Origin of the sequence: Myxococcus sp. CA056, assembly GCF_013336715.1 — a bacterium.
Taxonomy (GTDB): Bacteria; Myxococcota; Myxococcia; order Myxococcales; family Myxococcaceae; genus Myxococcus; species Myxococcus llanfairpwllgwyngyllgogerychwyrndrobwllllantysiliogogogochensis.
This window is the reverse complement of the sequence record NZ_JABUMT010000006.1, coordinates 285,584-296,890: the sequence shown is the minus strand read 5'-3', so window position 1 is coordinate 296,890 and position 11,307 is coordinate 285,584. Positions and strand designations below refer to the sequence as shown.

General features: G+C 69.0%; 12 protein-coding genes. 5 read left to right on the top strand and 7 right to left on the bottom strand.

The genetic code is table 11. The features are described 5' to 3' along the window. Nucleotides 1–135: 135 nt before the first annotated feature. The 3 genes from HUA76_RS25860 to HUA76_RS25850 all read right to left on the bottom strand — a co-directional run bounded on the left by HUA76_RS25860 (nucleotide 136) and on the right by HUA76_RS25850 (nucleotide 3,127). Entirely contained in the window at nucleotides 136–1,860 is a 1,725-nt protein-coding gene (locus HUA76_RS25860) for a DUF6178 family protein (RefSeq protein ID WP_141646364.1), read from the bottom strand. A 141-nt stretch (nucleotides 1,861–2,001) separates the two neighbouring features. Then, complete coding sequence (gene yihA / locus HUA76_RS25855; RefSeq protein ID WP_141646363.1) at nucleotides 2,002–2,622, bottom strand: ribosome biogenesis GTP-binding protein YihA/YsxC; 621 nt, start codon at nucleotides 2,620–2,622, stop codon at nucleotides 2,002–2,004. A gap of 4 nt (nucleotides 2,623–2,626) precedes the next feature. After that, entirely contained in the window at nucleotides 2,627–3,127 is a 501-nt protein-coding gene (locus HUA76_RS25850) for a cytochrome c3 family protein (RefSeq protein WP_141646362.1), read from the bottom strand. A gap of 132 nt (nucleotides 3,128–3,259) precedes the next feature. Here HUA76_RS25850 and HUA76_RS25845 point away from each other — a divergent pair, with 132 nt between their 5' ends. Genes HUA76_RS25845 through HUA76_RS25825 form a run of 5 tightly spaced genes read left to right on the top strand, consistent with a single transcriptional unit; the run spans nucleotide 3,260 to nucleotide 6,402 of the window. Further along, nucleotides 3,260–3,727, top strand: a complete 468-nt coding sequence (locus tag HUA76_RS25845; protein WP_174455228.1) for a hypothetical protein — start codon at nucleotides 3,260–3,262, stop codon at nucleotides 3,725–3,727. 8 nt (nucleotides 3,728–3,735) lie between these two features. Further along, entirely contained in the window at nucleotides 3,736–4,332 is a 597-nt protein-coding gene (gene coaE, locus HUA76_RS25840; protein WP_174455227.1) for a dephospho-CoA kinase, read from the top strand. A 23-nt stretch (nucleotides 4,333–4,355) separates the two neighbouring features. Then, nucleotides 4,356–5,486, top strand: coding sequence for an SDR family oxidoreductase (locus HUA76_RS25835; protein WP_174455226.1), 1,131 nt, complete (start codon nucleotides 4,356–4,358; stop codon nucleotides 5,484–5,486). 35 nt (nucleotides 5,487–5,521) lie between these two features. Then, entirely contained in the window at nucleotides 5,522–5,917 is a 396-nt protein-coding gene (locus tag HUA76_RS25830; protein ID WP_174455225.1) for a MaoC/PaaZ C-terminal domain-containing protein, read from the top strand. Nucleotides 5,918–5,922: 5 nt separating this feature from the next. Further along, nucleotides 5,923–6,402, top strand: coding sequence for a MaoC family dehydratase N-terminal domain-containing protein (locus HUA76_RS25825; RefSeq protein WP_174455224.1), 480 nt, complete (start codon nucleotides 5,923–5,925; stop codon nucleotides 6,400–6,402). Between the two features lie 41 nt (nucleotides 6,403–6,443). Here HUA76_RS25825 and HUA76_RS25820 read toward each other — a convergent pair whose 3' ends face one another. The 4 genes from HUA76_RS25820 to HUA76_RS25805 all read right to left on the bottom strand — a co-directional run bounded on the left by HUA76_RS25820 (nucleotide 6,444) and on the right by HUA76_RS25805 (nucleotide 11,288). After that, on the bottom strand, nucleotides 6,444–7,151 hold the full coding sequence (locus HUA76_RS25820) for a hypothetical protein (RefSeq protein WP_174462361.1): 708 nt from the start codon (nucleotides 7,149–7,151) through the stop codon (nucleotides 6,444–6,446). Between the two features lie 139 nt (nucleotides 7,152–7,290). Continuing rightward, nucleotides 7,291–8,109, bottom strand: coding sequence for a hypothetical protein (locus HUA76_RS25815; RefSeq protein ID WP_141646356.1), 819 nt, complete (start codon nucleotides 8,107–8,109; stop codon nucleotides 7,291–7,293). Continuing rightward, nucleotides 8,110–9,951 (bottom strand): molecular chaperone DnaK, encoded by a 1,842-nt coding sequence (dnaK, locus tag HUA76_RS25810; protein WP_141646355.1) that lies wholly within the window; start codon nucleotides 9,949–9,951, stop codon nucleotides 8,110–8,112. Between the two features lie 17 nt (nucleotides 9,952–9,968). After that, a complete protein-coding gene (locus tag HUA76_RS25805; protein WP_141646354.1) occupies nucleotides 9,969–11,288 on the bottom strand; it encodes a J domain-containing protein in 1,320 nt (439 codons plus the stop codon). Nucleotides 11,289–11,307 lie beyond the last annotated feature (19 nt).

Genomic DNA, 11,307 nt, shown 5'->3' with positions numbered 1-11,307 from the left:
GCAGTTCACGCGCGTACACCTTCGCGTGCGCCACGCAGTAGCAGAGGGCGTGCCAGGGTCCGGGCTCGCAAAGGCCCGGATCTCCACAGGCCGGAAGGCCCCCGGATGCCCGGAGACCCTCCCGGACTGAAAAAGCTACGGCACCGGGTGGCTCTCCATGGGCAGGACTTCGGACGCGACGGGACTCCACTTCGCGTCCTCCAGCCACGCCGCGCCCAGCTCCGACAACAGCCGCGTGAGCGTCACACCCACCATGCGGCGCAGCTCCGCGCGAGCCTCCGGGGCCACCGCGCCCTCCAGGCCCGACAGGGCGCGCACGGAGGCGGAGTCGAGCAGGCGCGGGGCCTGGGGGGTGCCCTCGAAGAGGCGCTGGCCCAGCTCCACCGTGCGGCCCAGCGGCACCGGGCGGGCGTCCGGCCGGGCCTCCAGCACCGCCATGGCGACCACGGCGGCGAAGAGGCGCTCCACGCCAAGTGTCTCCAACGGAACACCGAAGCGGGCCACCGCCTCGAGCGCGGACTCCGGCGTGCCACCCAGCACGCCCCGGAAGACCTCCACCTGGGCCTCCGCGCGCGCCAGCACGGCCTCGCTGGCGGCGACTTCGCGCAGCGAGCGGAACGGCACCGGCTCCGCGCCCTCCACCTTCAGCGCGCGACGGGGCCGCTTGCGGCGCAGCGCCTCCAGCGCGGCGGCCTCCTCCGGCAGCACCAGCAGCACGCCGTCCACCACCGCTCCCGGCGACTTCGCCAGCCGGTCCGCGCGGAACTTGAGCTGGAGCGTCAGCGTGAAGCCCGTCTGGAAGATGCGCCGCAGGGGCGTGTCGCGCAGCACCTCGGTGGCCTGCGAGGGGTCCGCCCCCGTCAGGTGCTCCAGCCCGAGCGAGAGGTAGTCCCGCACCATCTCGCCGACCCGGCGCACGGCGTCCAGGTCGCCGGGGTCCGCGAGCTCCGCCACCAACGCCGCGTTGGCCACGCCCGCCAGTTCGTCCTCCGCGTTCTGACGTTCGACCTCCGTCAGTCCCCGGAACGCCGCCGCCAGGTAGTCCACGTGGCCCTGGGACGCCGTCAGCGCCGCCGGGGTTGACGTACTCGAGGGCCGACGCGACGGAACGTCCACGCGGCTGAAGAGGGCCATCGCGTCCTCCAGCGTCGGGAAGCCCAAATCGAGCAGACGCGCCTTGCGGAACTGGAAGGCCGTCTCCTCCAGCTCGGCGGGAACCTCCCAGCGCACGGCCTCCAGCAGGCGCACGGCCTCGAAGGGGTTCTCCGCGATGAGGTCGGTGACGAGCGCGCGCACCGCGGACATCTCCGCGCCCTCGGCCTTGATTTCGACCAGGTAGCGACCCTCCGGAGTCTCCAGCGTCACCCCCTGCGGGTTGACGTCCGGGTTCTCCTCCAGGTCATGCACGGCGACCAGTTCGTGCAGCAGGTACTCGAGCACCTCCATGTCCACCGCGTGCAGCTTGCGCAGGAACTCCGGGGTGTCATCGAAGCCGCCGCGCGCGGCGCGCAGCCACGTCAGCACGGCGTGCGAGTCCAGCTTGTCGCGCTTCCACGCGCCCAGGTCCACGAAGGCGCGGAACTGGCCGGGCGACGCGAGCTGCACCAGCTCCGTCGCGTCCTCGAGCCCCACTTCCTGGATGGTGACGTAGAGGCTCTCCGGAGGCAGGGCGCGCACCAACGCCTGTGCATCCGCTCCCTCCAGAAGCGCGTCCATGCGCCTCCGGGGTGACAGCCTCATCAACTGCTGCTGCAACTCGCGCAGGGCGAGCTGCGAATCCCTGCCATTACCCTTGCCGTTCTCGGAGGACACGGCGCCGTGCCTACCACAGCGCCTCCCTCGTCGGGAGGGGAACGCCACGGAGAGCGGCGACTAACCCGCTTCAGGTATGTCAGTTAACCGCGCTCGGAGTGGGGCGAATGACCTCTCCGAGGGGGCTGCCTTAACGGACTATGCTGAAGCGGGTTAGACGATGGAGCCCCGGGGTACCGGAGCCTGGGCTCAAACGCGCGAGGCCTTGCCGAAGGTGTCCAGGAGCGCGCCCCAGACCTCGTCCACGCCCCGCCGCTCCGTCGAGGAGAACGGAAGAATCGCCTCCATGGGCAGGTCCAGCTGACGCGACAGCTCCTGGAGCCGGGGCAGCGTCTTGGCCTTGGTGAGCCGGTCGATCTTCGTGGCCACCACCAGCACCTTGCGCTTGTGGGATTGCAGATAATCGAGCGTGGCCAGGTCGTCCGGCGTCGGGCCGACCTCCGCGTCGATGATGCTCACCACCACTTCGAGCCGATGCCGCTTCTCGAGGTAGGTGGTGATCATCTGCTCCCACTGGGCCTTGTCCGCCTTGCTCGCGCGGGCGAAGCCGTAGCCCGGCAAGTCACACAGGCGCACCTGGTGGCGGAAGGTGCCGCGCTCCAGGTCCACGTCGAAGAAGTTGAGCGTCCGGGTACGGCCCGGGGTGTTCGACACGCGCACCAGCTTCTTGCGGCCGGTGAGGGTGTTGATCATGGAGGACTTACCAACGTTGGAGCGGCCAACGAAGGCCACCTCGGCGGTATGTCCCTGCGGGTAGCCCTTGGGCTCCACCGCGGTGACGACGAAACGGGCGTCCAGAATCTTGATCAATCGACTATTTCTTCGCGGTGGAGGGGGGAGTGGCCGGGGCCTCGGTCCGGGCCGCGCGACGGGCGCGTTCGGCCGACCAGTGGTCAATGGCCTTGAGCGACTCCTTGAAGTCGAACGGCCGCAAGGAGGGCGAGGAGGCGTCGTGGCAGGAGCGGCACTGCTTCTCGGACGGGTCCACCAACCCCACCAGGCGCGCCAGCTCCGGGTCCTTCATCACGTACTCGGGCGAGTAGTACTGGCCGCCGCCGTGACATGTCTCGCAGCTCACACTGGCCTGCGTCTGCGCCACCTGGTCCGGTGAGTGGCACGACAGGCAGCGGCCGTCCTTCTGCTGCTGCTCGGAGAGGGAGCTCACCGCCCGGGCGTGTTTGGACTGCATCCACGCCTCGTAGGCCTCCGGGTGGCAGCCCTTGCAACTGTCAGCGCCGACGAAATCAGCCGCCCCGGCCGCGCCACAGAGGGCCAGCAGGAGGACGGAAAGAATCCTGGAGCCAGGAGCGCGCATGGCTCGCGAAGTAGCAGACCCCCCCGGACGGGGCAAGGCGTCTCGTGGTTGAATGCCCGTCGGAATCGTCCGTTGAAAAGAGAGGGCAGCGCTTGAGCCCCGCCCGCCCTTTCCATTAGGGAGGAAGTCGTGATGAGGACCTTGATTGCGCTCGCCGTGATTGCCGTCGCCTTCCCCGCTGTCGCCAAGCCGTGGCAGGGCGTGGAGCCCGGCGTCACCAAGAAGGACGAGGTCGTCAAGAAGTTCGGCGAGCCCTCGCGCACCGTCAGCCAGGACGGCAAGGAGACCATCGCCTACCTCGGCAAGGAGGCCATCAAGGGCACCAGCCAGGCGCAGTTCAAGGTGGACCCCGGCACGGGACTCATCGAGCGCATCGACGTCTTCCCCGGGCCCGTCATCGACAAGGAGACCATCGAGACGAGCTACGGCCCCGCCTGCCCCTCCGGCCCCGTGCCCTCCTCGCCGTGCTACCAGCGCAAGCTGACGGACGACTTCCGCACCTACTTCCTCTACCCGAAGCTGGGGCTGGCCATCTTCTTCAACGAGGACGGCAAGACGGTGCAGTCGTTCACCTTCACCACGCAGAAGGCCGCGAAGTAGGCCCGCGGATGCACGTCTTCGGACTGACGGGCGGCATCGGTTCCGGAAAGAGCACCGTCACCCGGATGCTCCGGGAGCTGGGCGCGGAGGTGCTCGACGCGGACGTGCTCGCCCGCGAAGTCGTCGAGCCGGGCACGCCGGGCCTCGCCGCCATCGCGGAGCGCTTCCCTGGCGTGGTGGGCCCCGACGGCCGCCTGGACCGAGCGAAGCTGGGCGCGCACGTGTTCGGCAACGACACGGAGCGCGCCGCCCTCAACGCCATCACCCACCCTCGCGTTCGCGAGGCCTTCATGGAGAAGCTCGAGGCGCTGACGGCTCGGGGCGTGGAGCGTGTCATCTACGACGTCCCGCTGCTGATCGAGGCCGGGATGCACGAGTGGATGGAGGGGGTGGCGCTGGTGTGGGTGCCCCGGGACCTGCAAAAAGCACGGCTGATGGCGCGTGACGGGCTGGATGCGACGGCCGCCGAGGCTCGGCTGGCCGCCCAGCTCCCCCTGGACGGCAAGCGGGTCCACGCGACGTGGGTCATCGACAACAGCCAGGACCTGTCATCCACCCGGGAGCAAGTGGAGTCGGTCTGGCGCGCCATGCTCGCGCGCGGCTGACGGGCGAGTATGCTCCGCGCGCAATGAGCGAGACGCGCAAGAAGACCGGTGCTGGGACGTATTTCATCACCGGCTATCCGGGGTTCATCGGCAAGCGGCTGGTGGAGCACATCGCGCGGGAGGACCCGAAAGGGCACGTCTACGCGCTGGTGCAGCCCAAGGCGCTCAAGGAAGCGCAGAAGCACGCGTCCAAGCTGAAGGGCGCCACGGTGGAGCTGCTCACCGGTGACGTGGTGGACATGCACCTGGGCCTGTCGGGCGAGGAGTACCAGCGCCTGTGCGAGCGGGTGACGGACATCTTCCACCTGGCGGCGGTGGCGCAGCTGGGCGTGGCCAAGGACACCGCGTGGCGCGTGAATGTGGACGGCACGCGCAACATGCTGGAGCTCGCGCGCGACTGCGAGCACCTGGCGCGCTTCAACCACTTCTCCACCTGCTACGTGTCCGGCGACCGCGTGGGCGTCATCGCCGAGGACGAGCTGGACCGCGGCCAGGGCTTCCGCAATCCCTACGAGGAGACGAAGTTCCAGGCCGAGCGGTTGGTGATGCGCGCCAGCTCCACCCTGCCCGTCACCGTGTACCGGCCCTCCAGCGTGGTGGGCGATTCGCGCACGGGGGAGATCGACAAGTTCGAGGGGCCCTACTACCTGGGCATCCTGCTCGTCACGTCGCCGCTGGTCGTGCCGCTGCCCCTGCCCGGCAACGGCGTGGCGCCGCTCAACGTGGTGCCAGTGGACTACGTGGTGGAGGCGGTGTGGCGCTTGTCGAAGGACCCTCGCGCCGCGGGCCGCACGTTCCACCTGGTGGACCCGAACCCGATGAGCGCACGGCGCGTGTACGAGCTCATCGCGGAGAAGGCGAACAAGAAGCTGCCGCGCTTCAACCTGTCGGCGCGCGCGGCGGACGTCATGCTGCGGCTGCCGGTGCTGGAGAAGCTGGCCCGGCCGCAGCGCGCGGCCATCAGCTATGTGAACCATCTGGCCATCTACAACTGTCACAACACGCTGGAGCTCTTGGACGGCACGGGCGTGCGTTGCCCTCCCCTGTCCTCGTACCTGGACCAGTTGGTGGCGTATGTGCGCGAGCAGTACCGCAAGCGCCGAGAAGGCTCTGAAGTGGATGACCCGTTGGACCAGGGCTCCGCGACGGGGTGAGCGAGCGGGGCCTCCGTGCTAAATCAGGGGGCCTCATGGCACGCACCTTCCAGGTAGGCGATACCTTCACGCACGTCCGCGAGTGCGACCTGTACCGGCCGATCTACTACGCGGGCGCATCCGGGGACTTCAATCCCATCCACATCGACCCGGAGGTCGGCAAGGTGGCCGGCCTCGACGGCGTCATCTTGCAGGGGCTCTGCACGCTGGGCTGGGCGGTGGAAGCCGTCGCCGTCTTCGTGGGAGACCCGGGCCGCATCCGCAAGGTGAAGGTGCGCTTCTCTCGCCCTGTTCGTCCCGAGGACGTCGTGACGTTCGAAGGCAAGGTCACCGCCATCGAAGCGGACCGGCTCACCACGGAAGTCACCGCCACCAACCAGCGCGGCGAGGCCGTCCTCAAGGGCGCCGTCGTCGAAGCCTCCATCGGATAGTCGCCATGGCCATCGACAAGCGCTTCATCGGCCGGGAATACGGCCCGTACACGTACACGATTGGCGCGGAGAAGCTGCGCGAGTTCACCCTGGCCGTGGGAGGCGCGCATCCCGCCGCCGGCACACCGGGCGAGCCGCCTGAGCACGTCAGTCCCCTCCTCTACGACGACACCGCCGCGAAGCAGGGCCCGTACGGCGACCTGATTGCGTTCCCCAGCTTCGCCGTCGTCTTCGCCATCCGCCCGTTCGGCGCGGCCGTCGCGGACCCGGAGCTGGGCGTGAATCTGCTGATGCTGGTGCACGGTGAACAGGAGCTGGAGTTCCTGGACGTCATGCGCCCCGGCGACGTGATGACGACCACGGGCCGCATCGAGAACATCTACGTGAAGGCCGGCAAGGAGTTCGTCGTCGTCAGCACGGAGTCGCGCAACCAGCGCGGCGACGTCGTGGTGAAGGGCGTCTGGACGGGCGTCGTCCGCGCGTAGCCGTGGCACGTGGGCTCGGGGTCATTGCCCCCGGGCCCGCCCTACTCCTGGGTGCGCATGAGGGTGTCGACCGCGGCCCTGTCCGCCTCGAGCGACGCCCGCTCCGAAGCCGGGAGCACCAGGGCGTCGAATTCGCGGAGCGATTGATTCGCGCGTGGCAGGTCCGCCAGCGCCACGGCCAGCTCGGCACGAGCCACCAGCGCCCGCGCTCGCTCCAGCGGCGTGCCGGCATCGGGCTTCTTCAGCGCGGCGTCGAGGACCTTCGCGGCCGTCGCGTCGTCACTCTTGAAGTCACGCAGCCTCCGGGCGGTCTTCAGCGCCTTGCCCAACAGCGTGGCGGAGTCGTCCTCGTCGTCACCGTAGCCACCAGGCTCGTCGCGACGGACGAACATCACGCTGTTGCCGGACGGGTCGACGACGGTGAAGCGTGTCTGCCCCTTCTTCATCCGGGTGATTCTCGGCACGCCTCGCACGGGCACCTTGCCGTAGGTCTTTCGCAGGGCCGCCGCGAAGCCTTCGTGCAGCTCCTCGACTTCGTCGACGATGATGAGACAGCAGCTATAGGCCGCCAGCGGGTCCAACCCCTTCACGCCAAAGAAGTGGAGCTGGGCCCCTCCACGCCGCGTCGCCGCGTAGGGATTCGGCAGGCGCTGCTGGTACGTCACCTCGAAGCCCAGCAGCCCATAGAACTCGAGCGTCGGTTCGAGCGCGACACAGGGCAGCGCCGGAATGCTGGCGTCATGCTTCATGGGTGTGTGCCTCCCGCGCGACGCGGGCCCAGGAGTGGCCTCGACTCACGCGCAAACAAGAAACAACCTGTCATCATGACAGGACCCTGTCAATCGACCTGAAAAAGGCGCGCCTGCGTGGACCCGGCTTCGAGGGAGGTCAGGCGGCGGCGATGACGCCTTCGTCGAGGAGCTGGGCGAGGATGCGGGCGGTATCCAGCCGCGTCATCCCGGACAGCGAGAAGAGGTCCTCGAACGTCACGGCGCCATCAATCTGCGCGAGCACGAAGCCCGCGCGGTGGTCCAGGCTGAGCCAGATGATGTCGTCCGGCTGGAGACGCACGCGGGGCACACGGCCCAGGTCGCCCAGCTTCGACTCCAGCATGGCCATCAGCATGCGCTCGCTGCGGATGAGCAGCACATCCACGCGCGGGTCTCCCGGCGCCAGCTCCTGCGCCTTGAACAACAGGTCCACCGCGCCCGAGTGGTCATCCAGCTCCAGCAGGTCGGCCGCGCCGCGCAGCAACCGCTCCAGCTCGCTCTCCGTGACGGGGACACCGAACTCGTCCGTGTCACCCTCGGGGACGCCGTACTCCTGCGTGGTGGGCTCATCGCGCGAGAGCAGGTCCAGCACGTCACCTCCCGGTGGAGGTCCGTCGCCCTCTGGAATCAGCACGCTGGGAGAACGCTCCTCGTCCTCTTCGTCCAGCGGATGGCCCTCGCCTTCGGCCCACGCGCCCCAGTCGCCATCCAGCGAGGGCAGCGGCGTGCCTCGCGTGGACGCATCCGCCGATGCCCCCGCGAACGGGCTACTCCGTCCGAATGGGGTCTCCAGCGCGGCCAGGGATTCGCGCGCCCGGACATTGTCGGGGTCCAGCACGAGCGCCCGCTCGAACAGCTTCTGCGCACCCTGGGCGTCGCCACTCAGGCGCAGCCACAGTCCCGCCTCGACGAGCTGGTTGGCGCGCTGGGTGCTCATCTATCGCCCCATGCCACTGCGTGACGGGCCCTTGAGCTGGGTCAGACATCCCGTGAGCAGCTCACACGCGCGGCCCAGCGCCCCCACGTCCTCACCCGCGCGGACCTGCCGCGCATGTTCCAGCACCTGCTCCGCGCGAGGCACCGCGTCGGCGGGAAGCCCACCACCCCCGGGCAACAGCCTCGCTCGCGTCAGCGCATCCATGACGTCGCGCGCGAGCGAGTCCAGCTCCATGCGCTTGACCTTGAGTTCCTCGGAGATGCGCGCGGCCATGAGGTAGCCGCGCTGTTCGTCCATGATGCGCTTGAGCTCTTCCTCGGTGAGTCCACTGGACGCGGTGACGGTGATGGACTGGCGCAGGCCCGTCTCCCTGTCGCGCGCGGAGACGGAGACGATGCCCTCCGCGTTGATGTCGAACGTCACCTCGATTTCCACCTGCCCCCGAGGTGCCTCGCGCAGACCGGTGAGGACGAACTCGCCCAGCAGCTCGTTCTGGTGCGCCAGCTCGTGCTCGCCCTGGAGCACCATGATCTTCACCAGCCGCTGGAAGTCCTTCGACGTCGCGAAGACCTCCGTGGCCGACGTGGGCACCGTCGTGTTCTTCGGGATGATGCGCCGCACGTAGCCGCCGGCGATGGCCACCCCCAGGCTCTGCGGCGTGACGTCCAGGAGCAGCAGCTCGCCCTCCTGCGCCACCAGCGCGTGCGCCTGCACCGCGGCGCCCAGCGCCACCACCTCGTCCGGATGCACGCCCTTGCACGGCTCACGGCGGAAGTAGCCGCGCACCGCCTCGACAATCTTGGGCATGCGCGACATGCCACCGACGAGGATGACTTCCTTCAGCTCCGAGGCCCGCACACCCGCCTCGCCCAGCACCTCCGTGGTGATGCCCACCACGCGCTCGGCCAGGTCCGCCGTCAGGTCATCCAGCTTCTCGCGGGACAACGCGGCCTGCAGGTGCAGCGCGGCGCCGCCACCGGGAGGCGTGCTGATGAACGGAAGGTTGAGCTGCGTCTCCTTCACGCTCGACAGCTCCACCTTCGCCTTCTCCGCCGCGTCCTTGAGCCGCTGCAACGCCATGCGGTCCTTGCGCAGGTCGATGCCGTGCTCCTTCGCGAAGCCGAAGACGAGCCACTCGATGATGCGGTTGTCCCAGTCCTCGCCCCCCAGGTACGTGTCGCCGCCGGTGCCCACCACGTCGAAGACACCCTGGTTGATCTCCAGCACCGACACGTCGAACGTGCCGCCGCCCAGGTCCAACACGGCCACGCGGCCATTCACGGTGCGGCTGAAGCCATACGCCAGCGCCGCCGCGGTGGGCTCGTTGATGATGCGCAGCACGTCCAACCCGGCGATGCGCCCCGCGTCCTTGGTGGCCTGCCGTTGGGCGTCGTTGAAGTACGCCGGCACCGTGACGACGGCCTTGCTCACCGGCCTGCCGAAGTGCGCTTCCGCGTCCGCCTTCAGCTCCTGGAGGATCATGGCGCTGATCTCCGGAACCGACATGTCCTTGCCGCCCATGCGGATGCGCAGGTCATCGTGCTGCCCCGGCACCACCTCGTAGGGCAACGAGCGCAGCGCGTCCTGCACCTCGTGCGAGGAGAACTTCCGGCCGATGAGCCGCTTGGCCGCGTACACCGTCTCCTGCGGGTTGGTGATGGCCTGACGCTTGGCGATGCCACCCACCAGTCGCTTGCCGTTCTTGGACACGGCGATGACCGACGGCGTGAGCGCCTGGCCCGTGCGGTTCTTGATGACGACGGGCTGCCCGTCCTGGACGGTGGCGACGATGCTGTTCGTCGTCCCCAGGTCGATGCCTATGAGGGGTTCGGGATCAGCCATGAGAGAGCGTGCTCATCCTAGAACGTCCAGCGCAGCTTCTTGAGCGCCGCCTTGGCCTCGGCATTGTCCGGATCCAACTTCGCTGCATCTTCGAAGACCCGCTTGGCCAGTTTCTTCGATCCCGCGTCGGCGAGCACCCGTCCCAGCAACAAATGGTGCTCGATTCGCCCTCCCTGAAGGTCCACGGCACGCTGTGCCAGGGAGCGAACCTCGCCCACGTCCTGGCCCTGCTGGAGTCCCAGTCTGGCCGCACGGAAGGCGGCCTCCGGGTTCTGCCCATCCAGGGAATACGCCAGCCGATAGGCCGCGAGCGCCCCCACGGTATCGCCGTGCTGCTCCAGTTCCCGCCCGCGCGCCAACTCGATGGCCCCACGCTGTTCGTCGTGGCGGCGGCGCGCCTCCGTCAGCAGCGTCGTCACCTCGCGGTTCTTCGGGTCCAACGTCTGGACCTGGTGGAAGTCCTGGTAGGCCCGCTCCCAGTCGCCTCGGGCGATGGCCGCCTTGCCGCGCGCCACCAGCTCCGACAGCCGCACGTTGCGCGCCATGTACGGGTGCCGAGCGAGCCGCGCCTGCCGCTCCGCCCTGCGTGCCTCCGACTCCGCGTCCTGCACCGGAGGTGGCGTCGACGGGGCGGACGCCTGCAGCGGGGACGAGAGGCGCGCCGGGCGCGGCGTGGGAGCGAAGGGCATCAGCTCCTGGGTGGGATCCATCACCGGCACGGGCACGGGCGCGGGGGTCGCGGCGGCCACGGAAGCCGTCGCGAGCGCCGGGTGTGCCTTGAGGTACGCGTCCCGCTTGTCCTGCTGGGTGAGGATGTTGTGGGCGTCCGTGAGCCTCCGGAAGATGCGCTCCATGCGCGCGCGGAAGCTGCCCAGGTTCTTTCCGAAGTAGCGGTCCGGGTGATAGCGGCGGGACGCGTTGTAGTACGCCTGCTTCACCTCGGCGGCCGGAGCACCGGGGCGCAATCCGAGGACGGCGAAGTGATCCAACCCGTCCAGCGCCCGCTCCAGGTCGATGATCTCCTTCTTCCGCTCCGGCTCCAGGTCCACTTCCTCGGCCAGCGCGGCGTCCACCGCGGGAGCCGGCTGGTTCTTCTGCACCACGCGCGCGGGGACGATGGCCCCCTTGGCCCGCAGGGCGAGCAGCACGGCGATGGTGCGTGCTTCACCCAGGGTAGAGCGTGACAACACCTGGTCGATGCGCTCCACCCTGCCGACGAGCGACAGGACAGACGCTTCCTCCGACGAGAGCTGGAGGCGAGCGAAGTCCAGATTGGGCACCGTGGCGATGTGGTCCGTCCGGGCCCCCAGGCCGACAATCGTATTTGGCGCGCTCACAGGACGGTCCACGAATGGG

Coding starts and splice junctions, on each gene's coding strand:
- HUA76_RS25820 (WP_174462361.1), bottom strand. CDS start 7,151: ATGAAGCATGACGCCAGCATTCCGGCGCTGCCCTGTGTCGCGCTCGAA.
- dnaK (WP_141646355.1), bottom strand. CDS start 9,951: ATGGCTGATCCCGAACCCCTCATAGGCATCGACCTGGGGACGACGAAC.
- HUA76_RS25830 (WP_174455225.1), top strand. CDS start 5,522: ATGGCACGCACCTTCCAGGTAGGCGATACCTTCACGCACGTCCGCGAG.
- HUA76_RS25835 (WP_174455226.1), top strand. CDS start 4,356: ATGAGCGAGACGCGCAAGAAGACCGGTGCTGGGACGTATTTCATCACC.
- HUA76_RS25825 (WP_174455224.1), top strand. CDS start 5,923: ATGGCCATCGACAAGCGCTTCATCGGCCGGGAATACGGCCCGTACACG.
- coaE (WP_174455227.1), top strand. CDS start 3,736: ATGCACGTCTTCGGACTGACGGGCGGCATCGGTTCCGGAAAGAGCACC.
- HUA76_RS25815 (WP_141646356.1), bottom strand. CDS start 8,109: ATGAGCACCCAGCGCGCCAACCAGCTCGTCGAGGCGGGACTGTGGCTG.
- HUA76_RS25845 (WP_174455228.1), top strand. CDS start 3,260: ATGAGGACCTTGATTGCGCTCGCCGTGATTGCCGTCGCCTTCCCCGCT.
- HUA76_RS25850 (WP_141646362.1), bottom strand. CDS start 3,127: ATGCGCGCTCCTGGCTCCAGGATTCTTTCCGTCCTCCTGCTGGCCCTC.